This is a genomic window from Pseudomonas sp. Pseusp3 (genome assembly GCF_047304225.1).
GTDB classification, from domain to species: Bacteria; Pseudomonadota; Gammaproteobacteria; order Pseudomonadales; family Pseudomonadaceae; genus Aquipseudomonas; species Aquipseudomonas fluorescens_CD.
The window spans coordinates 14,428-38,768 of the sequence record NZ_JBGLYV010000010.1 but is presented as its reverse complement, the minus strand read 5'-3'; the positions used below and the strand labels follow the sequence as shown (position 1 = coordinate 38,768).

Sequence of the window (24,341 nt, the reverse complement as noted above, 5' to 3'; positions counted from 1 at the left end):
TACGTGTAGGGTGGAGATGCACAACCGCCGGACTGTGTAGCAACAGGATTTCTCAAGACGCTTCATCTCGTCCACAGCCGCTGGTTGATTCCTCCTCCTGACTGAGTGCTTAAGTAGCCACAGCAAGCAGGACGCGTACGTCGCGATGAAGGCCCACATTGGCCGGACTTCGCTGGACACGGGAAATGGCCAACCACTCCCGACGCACCTGACACCGACCGTGAGAAGTCGTGTGTGCCGAACGCCGTTTCCGGCAGCCCGGAAACCGACGGTACTACATGAAAAGAATGCTGATTAACGCAACTCAACCCGAAGAGTTGCGTGTTGCACTGGTAGATGGCCAGCGCCTCTACGACCTGGACATCGAATCCGGTGCACGCGAGCAGAAGAAGGCCAACATCTATAAAGGCCGGATTACTCGCATCGAACCAAGCCTTGAGGCTGCCTTTGTCGATTTCGGCTCTGAGCGCCATGGCTTCCTGCCCCTCAAAGAAATCTCCCGCGAATACTTCAAGAAAGCCCCGGAAGGTCGCGTCAACATCAAGGACGTCCTGAGCGAAGGCCAGGAAGTCATCGTTCAGGTCGAGAAAGAAGAACGTGGCAACAAGGGCGCCGCCCTGACCACCTTCATCAGCCTGGCCGGTCGTTACCTGGTGCTGATGCCGAACAACCCGCGTGCCGGCGGTATCTCCCGTCGCATTGAAGGCGAAGAGCGCAACGAACTGCGTGAAGCCCTGAACGGCCTGGTTGCCCCGGCCGACATGGGCCTGATCGTGCGCACTGCCGGCCTGGGCCGCAGCAGCGAAGAAATGCAGTGGGACCTCGACTACCTGCTGCAACTGTGGACCGCCATCAAGGAAGCCTCGCTGGACCGCGCCGCGCCGTTCCTGATCTACCAGGAAAGCAACGTGATCATCCGCGCGATCCGCGACTACCTGCGCCAGGACATCGGCGAAGTGCTGATCGACAGCGTTGAAGCCCAGGACGAAGCCCTGACCTTCATCCGCCAGGTGATGCCGCAGTACGCCAGCAAGATCAAGCTGTACGAAGACAGCGTTCCGCTGTTCAACCGTTTCCAGATCGAAAGCCAGATCGAAACCGCTTTCCAGCGCGTTGTCGAACTGCCTTCCGGCGGCTCCATCGTGATCGATCCGACCGAAGCCCTGGTGTCCATCGACATCAACTCGGCGCGCGCCACCAAAGGCAGCGACATCGAAGAAACCGCGCTGCAAACCAACCTTGAAGCGGCCGAAGAAATCGCCCGTCAGTTGCGCCTGCGTGACATCGGCGGCCTGATCGTCATCGACTTCATCGACATGACCCCTGCCAAGAACCAGCGCGCCGTGGAAGAGAAAGTCCGCGAATGCCTGGAAGCCGACCGCGCTCGCGTGCAAGTCGGTCGCATCTCGCGCTTCGGCCTGCTGGAAATGTCCCGTCAGCGCCTGCGTCCATCCCTGGGCGAAAGCAGCGGCATCGTCTGCCCGCGTTGCAACGGCACCGGCATCATCCGTGACGTTGAATCGCTGTCCCTGGCGATCCTGCGCCTGATCGAAGAAGAAGCCCTGAAAGACCGTACCGCCGAAGTTCGTGCACAAGTGCCGATCCCGGTGGCTGCGTTCCTGCTCAACGAAAAACGCAACTCGATCACCAAGATCGAACTGCGCACCCGCGCCCGCATCGTCATCCTGCCGAACGATCACCTCGAAACGCCGCACTTCGAAGTGCAGCGCCTGCGTGATGACAGCCCGGAAGCCGCGACCAACCAGTCCAGCTACGAAATCGCCGCTGCCGCTGCCGAAGTCGAAGAAGTCCAGCCAGCTGCTGCAACCCGCACCCTGGTTCGCCAGGAAGCGGCGGTCAAGACAGCCCCGGCCCGCGCCAACGCTCCGGTTCCGACCGAAGTCGCCGCTCCGGCCCCTGCTCCGGTCGCCGTGCCAGAGCCAAGCCTGTTCAAAGGCCTGGTGAAGTCGCTGGTGAGCCTGTTCGCCACCAAGGAAGAGCCTGTCGCGCCGGTTGTCGTTGAAAAACCTGCCGTCGAGCGTCCGGCCCGCAACGAAGAGCGTCGCAACGGTCGCCAGCAAAGCCGCAACCGTACTGGTCGCCGCGATGAAGAGCGCAAACCTCGCGAAGAACGTGCCCCGCGTGAAGAACGCGCACCGCGCGAAGAGCGTCAGCCTCGCGAAGTTCGCGAGCCTCGTGAGTCCCGCGAAGAAACGCCGGCAGTCGCCCGCGAAGAACGCGCACCGCGCGCTCCTCGTGAAGAACGTGCACCGCGCGCTCCGCGCGAAGACCGCAAGCCTCGTGGCGAGCGCGAAGAACGCGTTCGTGAACTGCGCGAGCCTCTGGATGCCGCTCCGGCCGCTCCGGCCGCTGCTGCTACCGCTGAAGAGCGTCCAGCTCGCCAGCCACGCGAAGAACGCGCTCCACGCCCGCCGCGTGAAGAACGTCAACCACGTGCCGAACAAGCTGCCGCAGCCGCAGCCGAAGAAGAACTGACCACCAACGAAGAGCAACTGCAGGAAGAGGGTCAGGAAGCCGCCGAAGGCGATCGTCCGCGCCGTCGTTCCCGTGGCCAGCGTCGTCGCAGCAACCGTCGCGAGCGTCAGCGTGACGCCAACGGCAACGTGATCGAAGGTTCGGAAGAGTCCGAGTCCGGTGAAAACGCTGAAGCACCAAGCGTTGCCGACCTGGCCGCCGGCCTGGCTGTCACCGCAGCCGTCGCCAGCAGCGTGATCAGTGCTCCGGCTGAAGCAGAAGCCAACGTGCAAGCCGAACGCGCCACTGCCGCGACCCTGGAGTCTGCTCCAGTTGAAGCGCCAGTCGTTGAAGCGACCACGCCGGTTGAAGTCACCGCATCGCCGGAAATCGAACTGGCGCCAGCGCCTGAGGCACAGCCTGCCGTTGAAGCGGCCGCCGAGCCGGCTCCCGTGGTTGAAGCACCTGCCGTGGTTGCAGAGGCCGTCGTCGAGACCGTGACTGAAACCGTTCGCGAAGTACGTGAAGAGCAAACCGCGTTCAACTGGGTGGCCGAGCCAGCCGTCGCTGAAGCAGCTGCACCAGCCGCTGAAACCCAAGTGGCTGAAGCCATGGTTTCCGAGCCGGTAGTTGCCGCAGCGGAGCCGACTCCAGCGCCGGTGGTTGAAGCACCGGTCGTTGAAGCACCGGTCGTTGCCGAAGCGCCTGCACCGGTAGTCGAGGCCGCGCCTGTCAGCGCCCTGACCCCAAGTGGTCGTGCGCCTAACGACCCGCGTGAAGTGCGTCGTCGCAAGCGTGAAGCCGAGCGTCTGCAGAAGGAAGCCGAACTGGCCGCCGCTGCTGCTCCGGCTGAAGCGGTTGTCGCTGCCGAACCCGCACCGGTTGCCGCTGAAGTGGCTGCCGAGCCGGTTGAGTCAGTGATCCACGAAGCACCACGCTCCGTTCAGGAAGCGGTCGAGCAACACGAACAGGCCCAGGAAAAAGAGCACGAGCCTAAACCTCTCGTCTGATTCCAACGGCTACTAAAAAGCCCCGCCTGGTGATCCAGGCGGGGCTTTTTCATGTCTCGAATTCACAGTTATCCCTTGTCGGAGATCCAGGCGGGTTTGAAGATCAATGCCTGCGGCACATCCACATCCCACAACACACCGGGATCATCCAGCACAACTTCAACCACCCGCCCCTGCGCAAACAGTGCCTTGGCCCCACGATCACCCGATAGAGCCATCAACCCTGGGCCGAAGCTGCGTCCAAATCCTACCGGGTGCGCGTATTCGCCGCCCTGAAGCGGCACACTGATGCAATCATCTGCCATCTGCTCCACCACTTGCTCAATGCTCGAGGGAAGGATGAACGGCATATCCCCCAGCACCATCAACCAGCCATTGAGTTGCGCACACGACGCCACCCCGGCCGCAATGCTGTCACCCATTCCCGTCGATTCGATCAGGACGATCTCGCAGCCATACGCCTTGGCCATACGGATGACTTGCGGGCGATCCGCGGTTGTTACCAGGACACGCTTGTCCAGAGCGACAGGCAGATTGACCAATGTGTGCTCAATGACGGATCGAACCGCACCGTCACGACCGGTGCAATCGGCCAGCAATTTATCCTTTTCGACGCCCGCCACCTGACGAAACCGACTGCCCCGCCCCGCCGCCAATACGATGACGCCGATCGACTCGCTCATACCCTCTCCTGCAGGATCTTCTTCTGCTTCAGTTCGACGCCATTTTTGACCGCGACGATTTCCGCCATGAGCGACAGGGCAATCTCCGCCGGATTATGACTGCCGATGTGTAAACCGATCGGACCATGCAAGCGGTCAATCGCCGATTGCGACAAACCCAGTTGAGCCAGGTTCTCCCGGCGCTTCTGACTGTTGACCCTCGAACCCAGCGCCCCGACGTAGAAAGCCCTGGAATCCAGGGCCGTGAGCAGTGCCATGTCGTCCAGACGCGGATCATGGGTCAAGGCCACGATGGCCGTGCGTTCGTCGGTCTGGATATTCAATACCGCCTCATCCGGCATGCCCGAAACGAATCTTCCGTGCTGCTCCTCCCAGCCGTAGACGAACTCGGTACGCGGATCGCAAATCAACACCTCGAAATCCAGCAGGCGGGCCATTTCAGCGACGTAGCGCGACAGCTGCCCCGCGCCGATCAGCAGCAGGCGCCAGCGTGGACCGTAGATTGAGCGCAAGGTCTGGCCGTCGAACGTCAACACGTCAGTTTTATTGGCCGACTGCAACAGCACTTCGCCAGTGGCCAGGTTCAGTTCACGCGCAACGATTTCATGGGCCTCGCAACGAGCGAGCAATTGCTCGACCCAATCCCCATCGTCGATACGTTCCTCGGTCAAGCGCAAGGTGCCACCGCAGGGCAAGCCGAAACGTGCGGCTTCCTCGCGGGTCACGCCGTACGTGATCAATTGCACCGGCGGCCCGTCTAGCGCCAGGCGCCCGTCGTGCAGCCGGGCGATCAAGTCATCCTCGACGCACCCGCCCGAGACCGAACCAATCACCATCCCGTCTTCACGCAAGGCCAGCATGGCACCGGGTGCCCGGGGCGCAGTGCCCCAGGTTTCGACCACGCTGTACAACACCACCCGCTGACCAGCGCGATGCCACTGCAACACGCTGCGCAGGACATTCAGATCGGCGCTGTCCATCAGGCTCTGGCCTGCTGCCAGCCCGACAGCTGATAACGAACCGGCAAGTTGCGGATGCGTTTGCCGGTGGCAGCAAAGATCGCATTGCACAATGCCGGCGCAATCGGTGGCACGCCCGGTTCACCGACACCGCCCAACGGGACATTGCCCGGCGGCATCACCAGATGCACGGCCACCTCTTTCGGTGCCAGGGACATGCGTGCCACTTCGTACATGTGGAAGTTATCCTGCTGGACCTTGCCGTCCTTGAAGCTGATTTCCCCCAGCACCGCATTGCCCAGGCCCATGACGCAGGCGCCCTCGAACTGCGCGCGAATCCGCTCGGGGTTGATCTGCGGTCCGCAATCGACGGCGATGTCGGCCTTGTGCACCACCAGCGTGCCGTCGTCCTTCACCTCCACCTCGATTACCGCCGCCACATACGTCACGAAGCTGTAATGCACCGCCAGGCCCAGACCGCGCCCCTTGGGCAACTCGCGCCCCCAACCGGCGGCTTTGGCGGCGGTCTCCAGTACCGTGCGCAGTCGCGCGGTATCGATCGGATAACGCTCGGGGGATTCGCCGTAGTTCCACTCTTCACTCAAGGTGCGCGGGTCAATCTGACGATCGGGGCCGAGCAATCTGATCTGGTATTTCAGCGGGTCTTCCCCGGCCTTGTGCGCCAGTTCATCGATAAAACTCTGGATCGCGAAGCCATGGGGAATGTTCGACACCGAGCGATACCAGCCGACCCGGGTATGCACCGTTGCCTCGGGGTTTTCCAGGCGAATGTTGGGGATTGCGTACGCCATGTTGGTGAATCCCATGCCCAGTTCGAACGCCGCCTCATGCTTCATGCCCGGCGCAAACAACGCAGTGATGCTCGGCGCCACCGTACGGTGCAACCAGCCGGACGGCAGGCCATCCTTGTTCAGGCCGGCCTTGAGGTATTCGACCGATACCGTGTGGAAGTACGAACAGTGGATATCGTCTTCGCGGGTCCATTGCACCCGCACCGCTTTGCCGGGGAATTCCTTGGCGAGGATAGCGGCTTCGATGATGAAGTCGGGCTTGGACTTGCGCCCGAATCCGCCACCGAGCAGGGTCACGTTGAACATGACGTTGTCGAACGGCAGGCCCAGGCGTTCAGCGATCCGCTCCCGGGTGACCTGCGGTGCCTGGCTTGGCCCCCAGGCTTCGCACGCACCGTCCTTGAACCGGGCAATGGCGACCATCGGCTCCATCGGCGACTGTGACAAATGCGGCAAGTAGTAGGACGATTCCAGCGTGCTATCGGCGCTGGTCATGGCCTCATCGAGGTTGCCGGTATTGCGTACCACCTTGCCGGGCTTGAGCGAGGCGGTTTCAAGCTCCTTGCGATAGGCGATCGAGTCGTAGCTGGCGTTAAGCCCGTCGTCCCACTCGATTTTCAATGCCTCGCGGCCCTTCATCGCCGCCCAGGTATTGCTCGCCACCACGGCGATACCGCCGAGTGGTTGAAACTCCGAAGGCAAAGGCCGGCTTTCGATCTGCAGCACTTTGACCACGCCCGGGACTTTCATCGCCGCGCTGCCATCGTAGCTTTTGACTTTGCCGCCATACACCGCGGGCCGCGCAATGGTCGCGTACAGCATGCCGTCGAGATGCACATCGGCGCCGTACACCGCACGGCCGTTGACAATGTCTTCACCATCGATGGCCTTGGTGCCTTCCTTGCCAATGTAGCGAAATTCCGAAGGCTGCTTGAGTTTCAGGCTGTCCCGCGCAGGAACGGGCAACGCAGCTGCAGCGGCAGCGAGCGCCCCATAGCCCAACTCGCGACCGGAAGGTTCATGGATGACTTTATGCAGTTGCGCGTGACACTCGCCTGCCGGCACTTTCCACTGGTTGGCAGCGGCTTGTTCGAGCATGGTCCGCGCGGCGCCACCGCAGCGGCGCATCGGCTCGTACCAGTGACGCATGCTGCGCGAGCCGTCGGTGTCCTGGTTGCCGAAGCGCACTTCATCGCCTGGGGCCTGCCGCACCCTGACCATCGCCCAGTCGGCTTCCAGTTCATCGGCCACCACCATGGTCAAACTGGTACGCACGCCCTGGCCCATCTCCGAGCGGTTGCAGATCACGGTCACCGTGCCATCCGCAGCAATGCTCACATAGACTTTCGGATCGTCGACCCAGCCGTGGGGCATGCCGTCGGCGCCGAACTTCTTGTCTTTTTCTTCGGCAAAAGCGTCTTGCCAGCCCCAGCTCGCCGCCAATACCAACGCACTGGTGGCGCCTACGCCTTTCAGAAAACCACGGCGACTGAGCTGGCTCAGATTGCTCAGGGCGAAATCATTCGGTAACCGGCTCATGCCTTGGCCTCCTTCAGGTGAGTGGAGGCCTGGCGGATCGCCGTCTTGATACGGTTGTAGGTGCCGCAGCGGCAGATGTTGCCGACCATGGCCTCTTCGATCTGCTCGTCGCTCGGGTTCGGGTTGGTCTTGAGCAGCGCGGTGGCAGACATGATTTGCCCGCCCTGGCAGAAACCGCATTGGGCGACCGCCGTGTCGAGCCAGGCCTGCTGCACGACTTTGCCGACCGGGTCGGCGTGCAGGTTGTCGATGGTGCTGACGTTCTGCCCGACGACTGAACCGATGGGCGTGATGCAACTGCGCGCCGGAGCCCCTTCGATATGAATGGTGCAGGCCCCGCACAGGCCCATGCCGCAGCCGAATTTGGTGCCGTTGTAACCGGCCACGTCGCGGATGGCCCAGAGCAGCGGCATGTCCTCGCTGACGTCGAGTTGATGGTCTTGACCGTTGAGCTTCAGGGTAATCATGGGCACGCCCGCATAGTATTGGGTTATGGGGTCGAGCAATCTGCCGCCCGAACATCGGCGGTTGGCATTACGCAGATCGACTCAGGCTAATGGGCTCTCTTGTGCAGACGCAAACGGTCTGCACCGGGCCTTTGATGGAACAAGTGTGTGCATCGTTAGCTGACTAAGTTAACCGAGCATTAACAAAAAAGCCCTGCACAATAAACACTGTGCAGGGCTTTTTGATCCGTCCGGAAAGCTTAGCTCAATACCGGTTCGGCTCCATTTCCAGGTCAACATGGAAACGTTCTGAAATGTCTTTCTGGATACGCTGCGCCAGGTCGAGCAACTGCAAACCGGTCGCTCTGCCGTAGTTGACCAGCACCAGCGCCTGCAATTTATGCACGCCCGCATCGGCTTCGCGGAAACCTTTCCACCCTGCACGCTCGATCAACCAACCCGCGGCCAGCTTCATCTGCCCGTCGGGTTGCGCATAGGCCACCAGGTCCGGGTATTCGCCCTTGAGCCGTGCAGCCAGCGCCGCCGATACCAAAGGGTTCTTGAAAAAGCTGCCGGCGTTACCGAGCACGGCCGGATCTGGCAGTTTTTCGTTGCGGATGCTGCAAATGGCCTGGCTGACCTCACTGGCGGTCGGATGCTCGATGCCTTGTTCGGTCAGGCGCTGACGCACCGGGCCGTACTCCAGATGCAAATGCGCGGCGCGGTCGAGGGCGAAACGCACACGCAGGATCAGCCAACGCCCCGGTTCCTGCTTGAACAGGCTGTCGCGGTAAGCGAAGTTGCATTGCGCCAGGCTGAAGTCGCGCAGTTCGCCGGTCTGGCGATCGAGTGCGGTCAGGCCGGCGAACACGTCCTTGATCTCGACTCCATAGGCGCCGATGTTCTGCATTGGTGCCGCACCGACGGTACCGGGAATCAGGCTGAGGTTTTCCAGGCCGGACAACCCCAGGGCCAGTGTGTGTTGCACAAATGGATGCCAGGGCTCGCCCGCCTCGGCCTCGATCACCACTTTGCCGGCGTCATCGCTCAACACGCGAATCCCGCGAGTGGCCATGCGCAGCACCAGTGAATCGATATCCGCCGTCAGCAACAGGTTGCTGCCTCCGCCGATCACCAGCACCGGGACATTGTGTTCCAGGCCATAGGCCAGGGCTTCACGCACATCGGCGTCGCTACGGGCCTCGGCAAACAGCCGGGCCTGGACATCCACGCCAAAGCTGTTGAACGGCTTGAGCGAAACCTGCGATTGAACCTGCAAACTCATAACCGTCCCTTCAGTTCGATGACCAGCAGATCGCTGGCGCGCTCGATCAGGTCCAGCACCTGCTCGAAGCCTTGTTCGCCGTCGTAGTAAGGGTCCGGCACTTCATCGATTGGCGACTGGTAGCGACGCAGGAACAGGTCGAGTTCGGCCTTGCCCTGGGCCGGCTGCAAAGCCTTGAGATGGCGCAGGTTGCTGTTATCCATCGCCAGGATCAGATCGTAGGTGGCGAAATCGGCGCGGGTGACTTGCTGGGCGCGCTGGGCGGACAAGTCGTAACCGCGCAGCTTCGCCGCGGCCTGACTACGCTTGTCCGGTGCCTTGCCGACATGCCAGTCACCGGTGCCGGCGGAAGCGACTTCGACCAGTTCAGCCAGCCCCGCTTCACGCAACTTGTGCCGCAGCACGCCTTCGGCCGTGGGAGAGCGGCAGATGTTGCCCAGGCAGACAAACAGAACCCGCATCACGCCTCCAGAAGGCGACGAACGCGCTCAAGATCTTCAACAGTGTCGACGCCGGCTGGCGGCGCGATCAGTGCATCGGCTACGTGGATCCGCACGCCGTGCCACAGGGCACGCAACTGCTCCAGGCTCTCGGTGTTTTCCAGCCAGCACGGGCCCCAGCTGACAAAATCCTGCAGGAAACCGGCACGATAGGCATAGATGCCGATATGGCGACGATACGGCACACCTTGCGGCAACTGCTCACGGCTCACCGCGAACGCATCCCGCGCCCAGGGCAAGGTGGAACGACTGAACGTCAACGCCAGGCCGTTGAGGTCGCTGACGACCTTGACCACGTTGGGATTGAACAGGGTGTCCACGTCTTCGATCGGCTCGGCCAGGGTGGCCATGCGCGCTTCGGCGTGGGCAGCCAGGTTGGCGGCGACCTGATCGATCACGCTCGGCGGGATCAGCGGCTCGTCGCCCTGGACGTTGACCACGATGGCGTCAGGCGCCAGGCCCAGCTTCATCGCGACTTCGGCCAGCCGATCGGTGCCGGAGTTGTGATCTTCACGGGTCAACACCACTTCGGCACCAAAGCCTTTACAGGCCTCGACGATGCGCGCGTCGTCGGTGGCCACCACCACCCGCTCGGCGCTGCTTTTGCTCGCCTGTTCCCAGACGTGCTGAATCATCGGCTTGCCGGCGATCAGCAGCAGCGGTTTGCCCGGCAGGCGGGTGGAGGCATAACGCGATGGAATGACGACGGTAAAGGCTGTGGTCATTTATCCAGGCGCTCGTCGGTGGTCAGGGTGCGCGCTTCCGATTCGAGCATCACCGGGATGCCATCGCGAATCGGGTAGGCCAGGCCTGCGCCCTTGCTGATCAGCTCGGTTTTGTCGGCGCTGAGCTTGAGCGGGCCTTTGCAGACCGGGCAAGCGAGGATGTCGAGCAATTTGGTGTCCATGAGCATTCCCTGGAAAAAACGGAGTTAAGGCAACAAACGAGCCGGTAACAGACGCATCAGCTGTGTGTCGAACCAGGCCACGAAGGCCGGCGATGGCACAGCATCGACCGCCAGGTACCACCAATCGGTGGCGGCAAAGGCACGGCATTTCACCGCGTCTTTTTCCGTCATCACCAACGGCAACGACGGCGCGAAATTCAAAGTCTCCACGCTGTATTCGGCGTGGTCGGCAAACGCATGTGGAACCGGCTTCCAGTGTAGCGTTTCGAGGGTCTTGAAGAAACGTTGCGGATTGCCGATGCCGGCCACCGCGTGCAGGGCCTGGCCGCTTTGGAAGTGGTCGAGGGGACGCCGTTCGCCGCTGCGCAGATTGACCAGCGCGGTGGGCTGCAATTGAAAGGCAAACCCGTCAGTGCGGTCAGCCGCGGCGCCGTTGTAGAGGACCGCGTCGACGCTTTGCAGGCGCTCGACCGGCTCACGCAATGGCCCGGCAGGCAGGCAACGGCGATTGCCCAGGCCGCGGGCGGCGTCGATCAGCACCAGTTCCAGGTCACGGGCCAGGCGGTAGTGCTGCATGCCGTCGTCGGACAGGATCAGGTCCAGCGGCTCACTGGCCAGCAACGCTTGGACAGCGTTGCTGCGATTGGGGTCGATCATCAGCGGCACGCCCGTGCGCTGGACGATCAGCAACGGCTCGTCACCGGCGACGTCGGCGCTCTGCTCGGCCTCGACCCGCCATGGCAACTGCGGCGGTCTGGCACCGTAGCCGCGGCTGACCACACCGACCCGCAGGCCGCTGCGCTGGCAGTGCTCGATCATCCATAGAATCAGCGGCGTCTTGCCAGTGCCACCCACGGTGATATTGCCGACCACGATCAACGGCACCGGCGGCTGGTAGATCTCGCCCTCACCCGCCAGAAAGCGCTTGCGCTTATGCATGACCACGCGCCGGTACAGCCACTCCAGTGGCTGCAACAGTTTCAGGGCCGGATGACCTGCGTACCACGCCGCCAGCAATCGTTCGGACATGGCCATCAGGATGCGGGGGGTGCCGCTTCGACAGTGGTCATGCGCAAATGGCTGAAACCGAGCTTGCCGGCCGCATCCATGGCGGTGATGACAGACTGATGCTGCGTCTTGCCGTCAGCACTGATCGACAGTGGCCGGTTGGTGTCGCCATTGGCTTCCTTTTGCAGCGCGTCCATCAGGGAAGCCAGGTCGCTTTTCGGCAGGATCTGGTTATTCACCGAGAACACGCCGTCGGCGCTGATGGCGATGTCCAGCGGCTTGTTCTGGTCTTCGGACGGAGAGCCGCTGACCGCTTCCGGCAGGTCGACGCGCAGCTGGGTCTCACGGGTAAAAGTGGTGGTCACGACGAAAAACAGCAGCAGGACAAACACCACGTCGATCAGCGACACGAGGTTGATGTCCACGTTCTCCCGTTGCTTGCGGCGGAATTTCACGCTTTGCCCTCAGCCAGATCAACGTCACGGTCGCCCTGCACCACTTCAACCAGCTTGATGGCTTCCTGCTCCATGCCCACGACGAGCTCATCGATGCGCCGTTGCAGAAACCGGTGGAAGAACACCGCCGGGATACCGACGATCAGGCCCGAGGCCGTGGTAATCAAGGCTTTGGAAATACCGCCGGCCAACACTGCGGCGTTGGTCATCATGCCCGTGCCCATGAACGAACTGAAGATATCGATCATGCCCAACACGGTACCCAGCAGCCCCAGCAAAGGCGCCATGGCGGCAATGGTGCCCAGCGCGTTGATGTAGCGCTCCAGCTCGTGAATCACCCGGGCAGCGGCCTCTTCGATGCACTCTTTCATGATCTCGCGACCATGTCTGGAATTGGCCAGGCCGGCCGCCAGGATCTCGCCCAACGGGGAGTTGGCGCGCAGTTCCTTGAGTTTTTCCTTATTGAGCTGTTTGTCCTTGATCCAGACCCAGACCTGCCCGAGCAAGTGCTCCGGGGTCACGCGGCTGGCGCGCAGCGTCCAGAGGCGCTCGGCGACGATGGCCATGGCCACGATGGAACTCAGAATGATCGGCAGCATCATCCAGCCGCCGGATTTGACCAATTCCCACACAGTGACAGTCCCCTCGAAAAAGTGCGCCACTCTAACATAGGGGGTGGAAGCACCGAAGACCGTGATGTCGCATCCGGTCGGGCATTAATAGCGCTCGCTTATTGGTTCGAGGGCGGCGGATCGCGCCAGAAACGCCGTTCCTGGCGCATTGACCACGGCGGCTCGAAGCGTCCCAGTTGCAGACGAATGGCACCGTGTTCTGCACTGTCGTAGATCGCCATTCCACGTTTTTGATAACGCGCGATCACCGTGGGATGCGGATGGCCAAACGAATTGCCCTGGCCACGGGAGATCAGCGCACCTTTAGGTTGCAGGACATCCAGAAGGGCCCCGGACGACGAGCTGCGACTGCCGTGGTGTGGCGCCTGCAGCCAGTCGGTGGGCAGGGCCAACGGGCTGTCCAGCAGGGCCCTCTCGGCGGCGGCATCAATGTCACCACTCAACAGCAACCGTTCGCCATTGGCCTCGATCAGCAGGACACAGGAGTTCTGATTGCTGTCGCCGGCCAATGGCCAGTGCCAAAGCTGGAAATCGACTTCATCCCAGGTCCATTGCCGTCCACTCTCACAACGCTCGGCCTGCAACTCCACGGGCAAGTCTGACGGTTCACCACTGACCACCTGTTTCACCGGCAAGCCCTTGGCAACCGCCCGGGCACCGCCTGCATGATCGGCATGGGCGTGACTGATCAGCATCAGGTCGATGTCCTTCACCCCCAGTTTGCGCAACGCCGGCAGCACCACCCGCTCCCCCTGGTCGAGTTCACCGAAACGCGGTCCGGCGTCATACAGCAACGTGTGATGCCGGGTGCGCACCACGATCGCCAGACCCTGGCCGACATCCAGTTGCCAGACTTCGGCCCTGCCTTCCTGCACCATCGGCCTGGGCGAAAAAACCAGGATCAACAGCATGGGCCACCCTAACGGGCGCATCGGTACGCCTCGCGGCAGCAATAGCAAAAAGGCGCCAAAGGCACCGATTGCCCAGGCCCATAGAGGGACTGCCATGGGCACCCACGCGGGAACCTGACCGGAGACGAGCCCCAATCCCCTGAACCACCAGTCGATCAAGCCGCCCGCCAGCCACAGCAAGTTCTCACCCACGTAAGGCACCGACAGCAACAGCGTCCCGAGCAACGATGGTGGCAGTACCACCAGACTGATCCAGGGCACGGCGAACAAATTGGCCAGCGGCCCGCTGAGACTGATGGGCAACCCCAGTGCCAGTAATAACGGACACAGTCCGATTGCAATCAGCCACTGGGCGCGGGTCCAGGATTGCCACCACCGCCAGGGCCCCAACCGGCCGCCGAAGGTAAATATCAAGATTGCCACAGCCGCGAAAGACAGCCAGAAACCAGGCTGAAGACTCGCCAGCGGCTCCAGCAGCAAAATGCCGTTGAGTGCCAACAACAGGGGCCACCATGCACCGAGATGGCGGAACTGCAGACGCCACAACAACACCAGACCAAGCATCAGGCAGGCTCGTCGCACCGGCACCTCGAAACCGGCCAGCATCCCGTAACCCAGCGCAGCGGCGAATGCCAGGCCACACGCCCAAGGCAACCATGGCAGACGGTTCGGCCATAACCCAAAGCGGGCCAGGCCGGCGATCAGCAGATACACAGCTCCCGCCAGCAATCCGATGTGCTGCCCGGAAATCACCAACAGATGCACCGTGCCGGTGTCCTGCAATACCTGCCAGTCTTCACGGCTCAGCCCGGCGCCGTCCCCGAGTACCAGCGCCGTCAACGCGCCGCTTCGCCCCTGGGCATCCACCGCCAGCAAGCGCTGACGGACTCCGTCGCGCCAGGCCCATTGGGCTGGCGCAAGGCGTTCGCCCGCCTTGATCGTCCCGGTCGCCCCGATGCGCTGTGCCAGCAACCAGGCCTGGTAGTCGAAGGCCTGCGGATTGAGGAGCCCGACCGGGCGCTTCAGCTTGACTGCCAGGCGCCAACGTTCGCCACTATTCACCGGCGGCCCGCCATACCAGGCCAGACGCATTTGCCGCGGCAGCCGGGTACGTCGAGACTGGATGTCGGTCAATTCGAAACGCACGACACCGTCGTCATGCCGGGGCAAACCTGTGACCCGCCCTTCGACCCAACGGGTTTCTCCGTCCAGCGCCGGCGGCAACCGGTCATCCAGCGCCCACTGCGCATTCGCGCAGGCCCAACTCAAACCGAACAAATAAAACGCCAGCGGATACGTCCTGAACGGCAACAACATCAAGCCCGCCACCGGCATCGCCAGCCACAACCAGACCGGCGGTAATGCCGGTAAAAAACGCAAGGTCAGCAGACCCAACGCCAGCGCCATCATCCCTGTGCGCATAAGCCCGTCCTTGAGAGTCCCCTCCAAGGCTTAGCCCGCCCGTCGCGCAGGCGCCGTTATCAATTGTCACAAAGTCTGAATGGGGCGTTCATAGAATCCAGACATACTTGCCACCCTGACCGACCGAGAAGCCTTATGCCCCGGCGCTTATTCAAACGTTACATGCCAGACCCGATGAGTATCAGGGAACACAAGTCCTTACGCTTTCTCGGCACACTGTTGCATGACCCCAACCTGTGGCACCTCAACCGCCACTCCGTTGCCCGCGCCATGGCGGTGGGCCTGTTTGCGGCGTTCCTGCCGATCCCGCTGCAGATGTTGCTGGCGGCAATCCTCGCCATCATCGTGCGCGGCAACATGCCGATTGCCGTGAGCCTGGTCTGGCTGACCAACCCGATCACCATGCCCGCCGTATTCTTCTGCACCTACCAGACCGGCGCCTGGCTGATGGACGTTCCCGCCCGGCAGTTGCCGGACTCACTGACCTGGGAATGGATCAGGGGGGAAATCTCGACCTTGTGGCAACCGTTTCTGTTGGGCTCGGTAGTGACGGGGCTGGCACTCGGTGCGCTGGCCTACTTCCTGGTGATGATGTATTGGCGCTGGTGGGTGGCCAGGCAGTGGAAGCGGCGCAAGAAGAGCCGGATGTGAGAATGCAAGACGGCCTCCACTTGGGAGGCCGTTTTATTTTGGTGTCCGGACTGGCGCCATCGCGAGCAAGCTCGCTCCCACAGGGGATCTACTTAGCGACATAGATCGAGTGTGGGAGCGGGCTTGCTCGCGAAACAGACGACTCGGTATTTCTCAGGTACGCATCCCGCGCCCGCTGACCAGCAACCGTGCACAACCGAAATACAGCACCACGGTCGCGACCAGCATGAAGGCGATGGCCACGCTGATCCGGATATCCGATACGCCGAGGATGCCGTAACGGAATGCGTTGACCATGTGCAGCACCGGGTTGGCCAGGGACACGGTCTGCCAGAACGGCGGCAGCAAGGTGATCGAGTAGAAGACCCCGCCCAGGTAGGTCAGTGGCGTCAGCACGAAAGTCGGAATGATCGAAATGTCATCGAAGTTGCGCGCAAACACGGCATTGATGAAGCCCAGCAGCGAGAAGATCGTCGCGGTCAACACCACCACCAGAATGGTCACGCCCAGGTGATGCACCTGCAAATGCGTAAAGAACAGTGACAGCAGGGTCACGATGATCCCCACCATCAAGCCGCGCAGCACGCCGCCCAGGGTGTAGCCGATCAGGATGGTGTGCGGCGACAACGGCGAGACCATCAATTCTTCAATGGACCGCTGGAACTTGCTGCCGAAGAAACTCGACACCACGTTGCCGTAGGAGTTGGTGATCACCGACATCATGATCAGCCCCGGCACGATGTACTCCATGTAAGTGAAGCCACCCATGTCGCCGATCTGCCGACCGATCAGATTACCGAAGATCACGAAGTACAGGACCATGGTGATGGCCGGCGGCAGCAAGGTCTGCGGCCAGATCCGGGTGAATCGCCGGACTTCACGGTAAACGATGGTGTTGAGGGCAACGAGGTTGGGGCGCAGCTCTGAACTCATACTGCCACCTTCGACAGATTTTTCTCCACCAGGGACACGAACAACTCCTCGAGGCGATTGGTTTTGTTACGCAGGCTCAGCACTTCGATGTTCTGCTGTGCCAACTGGGTGAACAGCGCGGTGATGCCCATGGACTTGTCCACCTGGACTTCCAGGGTGTGGCTGTCGATCAGCCGGGACGGGTAGCCGAGCAACTGAGGCGCGGCTGGCAGAACGCCCTTGAGGTCCAGCAGAAAGGTTTCGACATGCAGTTGGCTGAGCAGCTGACGCATGCTGGTGTTCTCGACGATGGTGCCGTGGTCGATGATGCCGATGTTGCGGCACAACTGCTCAGCCTCTTCCAGATAGTGGGTGGTGAGGATGATGGTGATGCCTTTCTGGTTCAGCTCGGTGAGGAAGCTCCACATCGAGCGACGCAGCTCGATATCCACCCCGGCAGTCGGTTCGTCGAGGATCAGCAGGCGCGGTTCATGGACCAGCGCGCGGGCGATCATCAGGCGACGCTTCATGCCACCGGACAGTGAACGCGAAGGCACATCCTTCTTGTCCCACAGGCCGAGCTGGGTCAGGTACTGTTCGGCGCGTTCCTTGGCGATTTTCGCCGGAATGCCGTAGTACCCGGCCTGGGTCACGACGATGTCGAAGGTCTTTTCGAACTGGTTGAAGTTGAATTCCTGAGGCACCACGCCGATGGAGCGTTTGAGCTGCGCAGGATTTTTGTCCAGGTCGTGGCCGAAGATATTCACTGTGCCGCTGGTCTTGTTCACCAGGGTCGAGAGAATGCCGATGGTCGTGGACTTGCCGGCGCCGTTAGGGCCGAGCAAGGCGAAAAAGTCACCTTCGGCGACATCCAGATCGATACCATTCAGGGCCTGGAAACCGTTGCCGTAGGTTTTGGTTAGCTGCCGGATGGACAGAGCGGAACTCATATCGGATTTACGCACCAAGAAGGGAAGAAAGGGTCAGGTAAGGGCGGGCGGCGCGCATTGCAACCACGTCGCATGAGCGCAATGGTGCTTGTCGCCGCCACACAAGTACAGTCAAGTGTGTCGATAGTGAGTATTAAGTCAACGCGGTCATGACGGCTTTGCGATACGCCGGACGCTGTTGCAATCGTGCATACCAGGCTTCCAGATGAGGCTGCGGCGCACGCTCGATCGGCATCTCGAACCAGGCATAAATGAAACTGCCCAGGGGAATATCGCCCATGCCGATCTCGTCTCCGGACAGGTAGGGTTTGTTCGCCAACGCCTGATCGGCCATCGCCAGCAGCGTGTCGCATTCCTTGATCGCGGCCTTGATGGCGGGCCAGTCCTGCTGGTCTGCCGGGGTACGCAGCACACCCCAGAACACGGTACGGAACGGGCCGGCAAAGCTCGAGGTGGTCCAGTCCATCCATTTGTCGGCGCTGGCACGGGCTTGCAGATCCGCCGGATACCAAGTCGTGCCATCGGCGTGAAGGGCCATCAGGTAACGCACGATGGCGTTGGACTCCCACAACACAAAACCATCGTCTTCCATCACCGGAACCCGACCGTTGGGGTTCATCGCGCGGTACTCGGGCGTATCGACGACACCGAAGGCGCCACCGGCATCGATAGCCTCGTAGGACAGCCTCAGTTCTTCGGCGGCCCACAATGGTTTTCTGACATTCGATGAGTTTTTCCGACCCCAGATCTTCAGCATGACCGCCTCTTTTTCGGTAAGTGGGCAGGCAGCATACGCCGGATCAGGCACGACTCAAATCGCTCTGCATGTCGCCCAACAGCGGTTGCTGTTGCTCACCGAACAGGTGCGGATAGCATTTTTCCAGGTGCTCGAAAAAGAACGCCTCAGGTACGTCGGCGAACTGGCCGTGATCGACCAGGTACTCCATCAGCTTCGCGCCATCGCGGTTGAAGGGATGAAAAACACTGTCGTTGATCCCGTCGAATTCCAGCGGCGCCACATTGAACAGGTCGCAGAGTTTCCGGTTGAACGCGGGTGTCGCCTTGATCCAGCGATCCTGCAAATAAAACTCGGTGTAGCCGTGCATGGCGAACATGTCGCTCTTGAGCAATTCAAGCAGCCTTGGCGTCGACAAATGATTGCGCACATCCGCCAGGCCGATCCGCGCGGGAATCCCGCAATGCCGCGCCGCGCCTGCCAGCAACGTGGCCTTGGGCACGCAGTAACTCTCCCCGGTCGCCAATGCATGACTGCCGCGCAGGGTCTGCGGATCGCGACTGAATGTGTACGGGTTGTAGCGCACCGCTTCACGCACGGCGTAATAGAGGCTGATCGCCTGCTCAATCGGATCGCGACTGGCGCCACGATGTATTTCGGCGAACTCCACCACCGACGGATGGTCACTATCGATGAAGCGGCCGGGACTCAGGTACTCGTGCATGAGAATAATCTCCTGGGGAAGCCCCGAGTCTAGCGAGAGCTTCAGCACAGAGATAACGACGTTTCGGCCAAACATGGGCGCTTTGCCGTTCACTCGATAAACGCTTTTCCCACGTGTGTGGCGGCCCGCCTGCCGCACGAAAATCATCCGGGGTTTTCAAGATTCCAATCACATCGCTCAGGCCTGCCTGTTTTGCGGATGCCGTCTAAGCTCTGAGGGCTGGTTCGCCCTGGTTTCACGGAGGAATGAATATGCTGCTGTTGTGGATACTGGTTTTGCTGGTCGGTATTGCCTGTTTGGCCCACCGCCGCATCGCCCCGCTCCCCACCCTGGTCGTCGTGGCCGTCTATGTCGTGGCAATGGGCGCTTTCAGTCGCGCGCCGGGCTGGTTGCTGCTGGTCCTCTGGGTCTTGATCGCCGCCGTCGCCGCGCCCTTGCTGCTGCCCGACCTGCGCCGCAAATTGTTCAGCACACCGATATTCAACTGGTTCCAGAAAACCCTGCCGCCCATGTCGCAAACCGAACGCGATGCCATCGAGGCCGGCACGGTCTGGTGGGACGGCGAACTGTTCAGTGGCCGTCCGGACTGGAGCAAACTGCTGTCCTATCCCAAAGCGCAATTGAACGAAGAGGAACAGGCTTTCATCGACGGGCCGACCGAAACACTCTGCGCCATGGTCAATGAATGGCAGCTCGGTCAAACCATGGACCTGCCGCCCGAAGCCTGGACATTCATCAAGGACAACGGCTTTTTCGCCCTGATCATCCCCAAGGAGTTTGGCGGCAAGGGCTTTTCCGCCTATGCCCACTCGCAAGTGGCGATGAAACTGGCGAGCCACAGCGGCGACCTCGCCTCCACCGTGATGGTCCCCAACTCCCTCGGCCCGGCCGAACTGTTGCTGCATTACGGCACCGACGAACAACGCAATCATTACCTGCCACGCCTGGCACGCGGCGACGACATCCCGTGCTTTGCCCTGACCGGTCCGCTGGCCGGCTCCGACGCTGGCGGCATGCCGGACTCCGGAGTGATTTGCAAAGGGCAATGGGAGGGCCAGGAAGTCCTCGGCCTGCGCCTGAACTGGGAAAAGCGCTACATCACCCTCGGCCCGGTGGCCACCCTTCTCGGCCTGGCCTTCAAGGCCTATGACCCGGATCACCTGCTGGGCGAACAGGAAGACCTGGGTATCAGCCTGGCATTGATACCGACTGACACCGCCGGTGTCGAGATCGGCCGCCGGCATCTGCCGCTGGGCGCCGCCTTCATGAATGGCCCGAACTCAGGCAAAGACGTGTTCGTCCCGCTGGAGTTCCTCATCGGCGGCCAGGAAATGCTCGGCAAAGGCTGGATGATGCTGATGAATTGCCTGTCGGTCGGGCGTTCGATTTCCCTGCCGGCGGTGGGCACCGGCATGGCCAAGTTCACCAGCCTGGTGACGGGCCAGTACGCTCAGGTTCGCGAGCAGTTCAATGTACCGATTGCCGCTTTCGAAGGCATTCAGGAAGCCATGGCCCGCATCGGCGGCAACGCCTGGATGATGGACGCCGCGCGGATGCTCACCGCCAACGCGGTGGACCTCGGCGAGAAACCGTCGGTGCTGTCGGCGATTCTCAAGTACCACCTGACCGAACGCGGCCGCGAGTGCATCAGCCACGCCATGGATGTGCACGGCGGCAAGGCGATCATCTTGGGGCCGAACAATTATCTCGGACGCATGTGGCAGGGCGCGCCGATCTGCATCACTGTGGAAGGCGCGAACATTCTCTCGCGTAACCTGATGATTTTCGGCCAGGGCGCGATTCGTTGCCATCCCTTCGTCCTCAAGGAAATGGCGCTTGCTGGCCGTGAAGACAAGGATCAGGCGCTCACAGAGTTCGATGGCCTGCTGCTCAAGCACATCGGCTTTGCCGTGAGCAACGCCGCCAGTACTCTGGTGTTGAATCTTGGTTTCGGGCACCTGGAACACACCCCGGGCGACAAACTCAGCCAGGGCTACTTCCGCGCACTCAATCGTCAGGCCGCTGCTTTCGCCATGCTCGCCGACCTCAGCATGATGCTACTGGGAGGTGAACTGAAACGCCGGGAGCGTCTGTCCGCGCGGTTGGGTGACGTGCTGAGCAACCTTTACCTGGCCAGCGCCGCCCTCAAGCGCTACCACGATCTCGACTCACCGCAGTACATGACGCCGCTGCTGGCCTGGGCCATGGAGGAAAGCCTGGGGCAGGCCGAACGCGCCATGGATGAACTGCTGAGCAACTTCCCGAACAAGGTCGTGGGCTGCCTGCTGCGGGTGATCGTGTTCCCGTTCGGTCGCCGGCACAAAGGGCCATCGGACAAACTCGCGGCCGAAGTCGCTGCGTTGATTGGCCGCGCCAAGGGCGACCCGGCCCTGGAGGAATTGCTCCTGGGTTGCTATCGCCCGCAAGCGAGCGACGATCCGGTGGCTGCATTGCAACACGCCTGCAATCTGTTGAGCGCCGCACAGCCGCTGTACAAAAAGCTGCATGTGGCACTCAAGAGTGGCCAGGTCAAACCGCTTCCCGGCGAGTCGCTGATCGATGCCGCGTTCGAGGCTGGCGTGTTGCAGCCGGTGGAGGCCCAAACCCTGCGTGAAGCCGAGGCGGCCCGGCGCAAGGTGATCGATGTCGATGACTTTGACCAAAAGGCTTTGGCACTGGCCAAGGGAAAAGTCCGCTGATCCCTTCAAACATGTAAAAACGGGCGCGGGCGCTTTATACTCCCGCGCCCGTTTTGCTCTTGAGGACTTATCTCGTGTCCAACATCGTTGCCGATCATCTCGTTTTACTCGACCACCTGCGCAGCATCCTGGTCGCCGTAGGTGAGGCCGAGCAGGTTCCCGAAGAAAGCCATGCCTTGTTCCTTGAGCGCTTCGACGAACTGCTGGCGTCACTGCCGATCGATCCGATCGAAAGCCAATACCTGGGCCAGGACATCCTGACTCAAGTCATTTCCCGTTATCCGCAAATCGCCCACCTGATTCCACGGGATCTGCTGTGGTATTTCGCCGGTGACTGCCTGCACTACTTGTCCGATGAAGAAATCGACCTGTATCAGGCACTGGAAGAGCGTCGCTTCGAAGCCGAACAGAACGACGAACCGTTCGACTGGAACCAGGAAAAGCAGCTGCTGGCGCTGTCGAACCAGGACAGTAAGCACTGATCCCCCGACTGATTCACGCAAAAGGCCCGCATGGTTGAACATGCGGGCCTTTTTTGCGTTCAGAACAAGCCCTCACTCTCCGGCAGTTCATACTCCGATGGCGACCAACCCGGACCATTCGACCTGCCCGGCTTGCCCAACGTCGGCTCCTTCTCCAGACACTCCACCAGGTAATCAATCAACACCCGAAGCTTGGGAGGCAGGTACCGGGTTGGCGAGTGCAACAACCAGGCGCCGCCGTGATAGGACGCCAGAAAGGTCCAGTCCGGCAGCACTTGCACCATCAACCCCTTCTCCAGGGCATACCGCGCCGTGAAATACGGCAGGCTGCCAATCCCGATGTGCTGCAACACCGCGCCATAACGCACGCCGGTGTGATTGGCGGCATACCGCCCACGCACACCGACGGTTACGGTTTTGCTGCCCTTCTTGAATTTCCAGCGTGCATCGCTCGGGGTTTCGCCCAGGTAAATGCAACTGTGGTTGAGCAAGTCATGGGGATGAGTCGGCGTACCGTGCTCGGCCAGATACTGCGGTGTGGCGCAGAGCAAATGATCGATCGTCAGCAACTGCCGCCCCACCAGCCCCGCAGGCGGCCGGTCGGTGATGCGAATCGCCAGGTCGACGTGATCGTCAATCAGATCGACCTGACGGTCCTCAAGCAACATCTCCACATCCACTTTGGGATAACGGCGCAAAAACTCCGGCATGTGCGGGTGAATCACGATCCGGCCCACCGCTTTCGGCACGCTGATACGCACCAGCCCTTCGGGTTCATCGGTGAACTGACCACTGATTTCCATCACTGACCGGGCGGCATTGACCATATCCTGGCAGCGCTTGAACACCTCCTCGCCACCGTCACTCAGGCGCAGCTTGCGCGTGGTTCGTTGCAGCAACCGGGTCGCGAGCGCCTTCTCCAGACGCGAAATGCTACGACTGACCGCCGAGGGCGAAGTACCCAACTGGCGAGCCGCCTCGGAGAAACTGCCCGTCTCGACAACCTTGACGAAAATCGCCATTTCACCCAGCAGCGGCAGCGGAAGATTTATGCTCACAGCGCAACAGTCCTTTGATGTTTGCCCGGATTATCACGCATTTACCGGCTTTCTATAATAAAAACAGATATTCAATACGAGCCTGGAATATGACGCTGCGCCTTTTTTTCCATAGTGATGAGCTCAAGGCCAACGTGGAAGTCCTGGAATGCATCCCCCACGAAAACGAGTTTGCCGTGGTCTTGCGAGCAACCCTGTTCCACCCTCAAGGCGGCGGACAGCCTTGCGACACCGGCTGGATCGGCGAAAGCCAGGTGCTGCGCGTGGTCCAGGATCCCGAGCTGATCATTCACTTTGTCGACCGCCCCGTAAAAACCGGCATGACTCAAATCCGCGTCGACGAACAACAGCGGTTGTTCAACACGCGCATGCATTCGGCCGGGCATTTGATCGGGCACTTTGTACAAGCCATGGGCTGGATGCCGATCAAGGCGCATCACTGGCCTGGTGAAGGTCGTGTGCAATTCAAACCGGGTAACTCGGCGCAGGACGTTGAGGCCCGGACAATTGAGCAGGGCATCGGGCAGTGGATCGACCACGACCTGCCGCGCCTGACCTCACTGCGCGAAGGCGTCCGGGAGATCGGTTTCGGTGAACTGCCCGCCTACGGTTGCGGCGGCACCCATGTACGTAGCCTGAAGGATTTGGGCGCGATCACGATCAGCACCCTTTCGCAAAAGAAAGGCACGCTGTCGGTCCACTACCACGTGGACTGAACACAGGGCGTTCGTGAGACGCCTGACTTTTTCGATGCAAGCATTGCCTGGAACGCAAAAGGCCCGCTCAGTCAGACTGGCGGGCCTTTTTTTGCTTCAGCGCAACGGGTCGACATCAGGCGAGCGCATTGCGCTGCGACCCCGCCCACCCGCCTGGCTCCAGTCTTTGCACCAATGGTTTTCTTAAAAATCATGGCACTTTGGATTGATTGAACTACCTTCAAACAATAAGAAGTCATGACGGACCGAATTTCCACGTCAGCTTCAGTGATCAGATAGCGGACTGGCAAAAGGAGTTACCTCACCATGATCCTGGCAGGCGTTTTCCGGCTCTGTACCTTCAGTGCCGATTACTTTGCGGGGGAACCA

22 protein-coding genes are annotated in these 24,341 nt (G+C 61.2%); 5 read left to right on the top strand and 17 right to left on the bottom strand.

Annotated elements, in window-relative coordinates; genetic code table 11:
* Positions 1–278 precede the first annotated feature (278 nt).
* Complete coding sequence (gene rne / locus ACCD00_RS05560) at positions 279–3,485, top strand: ribonuclease E (RefSeq protein ID WP_413422643.1); 3,207 nt, start codon at positions 279–281, stop codon at positions 3,483–3,485.
* 68 nt (positions 3,486–3,553) lie between these two features.
* Here the strand turns inward: rne and ACCD00_RS05555 are convergent, their stop codons facing one another.
* The 12 genes from ACCD00_RS05555 to ACCD00_RS05500 form a co-directional block, all read right to left on the bottom strand.
* Positions 3,554–4,168 carry a nucleotidyltransferase family protein gene (locus tag ACCD00_RS05555; protein ID WP_413422641.1) on the bottom strand — a complete coding sequence of 205 codons (615 nt, stop codon included), beginning with the start codon at positions 4,166–4,168 and terminating at the stop codon, positions 3,554–3,556.
* Entirely contained in the window at positions 4,165–5,148 is a 984-nt protein-coding gene (locus ACCD00_RS05550; protein WP_413422639.1) for an XdhC family protein, read from the bottom strand. The genes ACCD00_RS05555 and ACCD00_RS05550 overlap by 4 nt, the downstream gene beginning before the upstream one ends.
* Positions 5,148–7,478: a molybdopterin cofactor-binding domain-containing protein gene (locus ACCD00_RS05545; protein WP_413422637.1), complete on the bottom strand. Its 2,331-nt coding sequence runs from the start codon at positions 7,476–7,478 to the stop codon at positions 5,148–5,150. The genes ACCD00_RS05550 and ACCD00_RS05545 overlap by 1 nt, the downstream gene beginning before the upstream one ends.
* Positions 7,475–7,945 (bottom strand): (2Fe-2S)-binding protein, encoded by a 471-nt coding sequence (locus ACCD00_RS05540; RefSeq protein WP_413422635.1) that lies wholly within the window; start codon positions 7,943–7,945, stop codon positions 7,475–7,477. Before ACCD00_RS05540 ends, ACCD00_RS05545 begins: the two co-directional genes overlap by 4 nt.
* A 244-nt stretch (positions 7,946–8,189) precedes the next feature.
* A complete protein-coding gene (gene murB, locus ACCD00_RS05535; RefSeq protein ID WP_413422633.1) occupies positions 8,190–9,209 on the bottom strand; it encodes a UDP-N-acetylmuramate dehydrogenase in 1,020 nt (339 codons plus the stop codon).
* Positions 9,206–9,670, bottom strand: coding sequence for a low molecular weight protein-tyrosine-phosphatase (locus tag ACCD00_RS05530; RefSeq protein WP_413422631.1), 465 nt, complete (start codon positions 9,668–9,670; stop codon positions 9,206–9,208). Before ACCD00_RS05530 ends, murB begins: the two co-directional genes overlap by 4 nt.
* Positions 9,670–10,434, bottom strand: a complete 765-nt coding sequence (gene kdsB / locus ACCD00_RS05525; RefSeq protein WP_413422629.1) for a 3-deoxy-manno-octulosonate cytidylyltransferase — start codon at positions 10,432–10,434, stop codon at positions 9,670–9,672. Before kdsB ends, ACCD00_RS05530 begins: the two co-directional genes overlap by 1 nt.
* A complete protein-coding gene (locus tag ACCD00_RS05520) occupies positions 10,431–10,616 on the bottom strand; it encodes a Trm112 family protein (RefSeq protein WP_003179363.1) in 186 nt (61 codons plus the stop codon). The genes kdsB and ACCD00_RS05520 overlap by 4 nt, the downstream gene beginning before the upstream one ends.
* A gap of 24 nt (positions 10,617–10,640) precedes the next feature.
* Positions 10,641–11,651 (bottom strand): tetraacyldisaccharide 4'-kinase, encoded by a 1,011-nt coding sequence (gene lpxK / locus ACCD00_RS05515; RefSeq protein ID WP_413422627.1) that lies wholly within the window; start codon positions 11,649–11,651, stop codon positions 10,641–10,643.
* On the bottom strand, positions 11,651–12,079 hold the full coding sequence (locus tag ACCD00_RS05510; RefSeq protein ID WP_413422625.1) for an ExbD/TolR family protein: 429 nt from the start codon (positions 12,077–12,079) through the stop codon (positions 11,651–11,653). Before ACCD00_RS05510 ends, lpxK begins: the two co-directional genes overlap by 1 nt.
* The gene (locus tag ACCD00_RS05505; RefSeq protein WP_057400367.1) at positions 12,076–12,711 is read right to left on the bottom strand and encodes a MotA/TolQ/ExbB proton channel family protein; all 636 of its coding nucleotides are present in this window, start codon (positions 12,709–12,711) and stop codon (positions 12,076–12,078) included. The genes ACCD00_RS05510 and ACCD00_RS05505 overlap by 4 nt, the downstream gene beginning before the upstream one ends.
* A gap of 98 nt (positions 12,712–12,809) precedes the next feature.
* A complete protein-coding gene (locus tag ACCD00_RS05500) occupies positions 12,810–15,044 on the bottom strand; it encodes a DNA internalization-related competence protein ComEC/Rec2 (protein WP_413422623.1) in 2,235 nt (744 codons plus the stop codon).
* A gap of 135 nt (positions 15,045–15,179) precedes the next feature.
* Here ACCD00_RS05500 and ACCD00_RS05495 point away from each other — a divergent pair, with 135 nt between their 5' ends.
* Complete coding sequence (locus ACCD00_RS05495; RefSeq protein WP_413422621.1) at positions 15,180–15,695, top strand: DUF2062 domain-containing protein; 516 nt, start codon at positions 15,180–15,182, stop codon at positions 15,693–15,695.
* 153 nt (positions 15,696–15,848) lie between these two features.
* Here the strand turns inward: ACCD00_RS05495 and ACCD00_RS05490 are convergent, their stop codons facing one another.
* The 4 genes from ACCD00_RS05490 to ACCD00_RS05475 form a co-directional block, all read right to left on the bottom strand.
* Positions 15,849–16,628: an ABC transporter permease gene (locus ACCD00_RS05490; protein ID WP_007991638.1), complete on the bottom strand. Its 780-nt coding sequence runs from the start codon at positions 16,626–16,628 to the stop codon at positions 15,849–15,851.
* A complete protein-coding gene (locus tag ACCD00_RS05485) occupies positions 16,625–17,557 on the bottom strand; it encodes an ABC transporter ATP-binding protein (RefSeq protein WP_007991636.1) in 933 nt (310 codons plus the stop codon). Before ACCD00_RS05485 ends, ACCD00_RS05490 begins: the two co-directional genes overlap by 4 nt.
* A 133-nt stretch (positions 17,558–17,690) precedes the next feature.
* Positions 17,691–18,314 (bottom strand): glutathione S-transferase family protein, encoded by a 624-nt coding sequence (locus ACCD00_RS05480; RefSeq protein ID WP_413422618.1) that lies wholly within the window; start codon positions 18,312–18,314, stop codon positions 17,691–17,693.
* Positions 18,315–18,357: 43 nt separating this feature from the next.
* Complete coding sequence (locus tag ACCD00_RS05475) at positions 18,358–19,017, bottom strand: transglutaminase-like domain-containing protein (protein WP_413422616.1); 660 nt, start codon at positions 19,015–19,017, stop codon at positions 18,358–18,360.
* Positions 19,018–19,268: 251 nt separating this feature from the next.
* Here ACCD00_RS05475 and ACCD00_RS05470 point away from each other — a divergent pair, with 251 nt between their 5' ends.
* Positions 19,269–21,716: an acyl-CoA dehydrogenase gene (locus tag ACCD00_RS05470; RefSeq protein WP_413422614.1), complete on the top strand. Its 2,448-nt coding sequence runs from the start codon at positions 19,269–19,271 to the stop codon at positions 21,714–21,716.
* 74 nt (positions 21,717–21,790) lie between these two features.
* Positions 21,791–22,198: a PA2817 family protein gene (locus tag ACCD00_RS05465; RefSeq protein WP_007991629.1), complete on the top strand. Its 408-nt coding sequence runs from the start codon at positions 21,791–21,793 to the stop codon at positions 22,196–22,198.
* 59 nt (positions 22,199–22,257) lie between these two features.
* On the opposite strand, the gene ACCD00_RS05460 is transcribed toward ACCD00_RS05465, so the two are convergent.
* Positions 22,258–23,256 (bottom strand): LysR substrate-binding domain-containing protein, encoded by a 999-nt coding sequence (locus tag ACCD00_RS05460; RefSeq protein ID WP_413422612.1) that lies wholly within the window; start codon positions 23,254–23,256, stop codon positions 22,258–22,260.
* 89 nt (positions 23,257–23,345) lie between these two features.
* Between ACCD00_RS05460 and ACCD00_RS05455 the strand changes: the two genes are divergently transcribed.
* Complete coding sequence (locus ACCD00_RS05455) at positions 23,346–23,972, top strand: alanyl-tRNA editing protein (protein ID WP_413422610.1); 627 nt, start codon at positions 23,346–23,348, stop codon at positions 23,970–23,972.
* Positions 23,973–24,341: the final 369 nt, after the last annotated feature.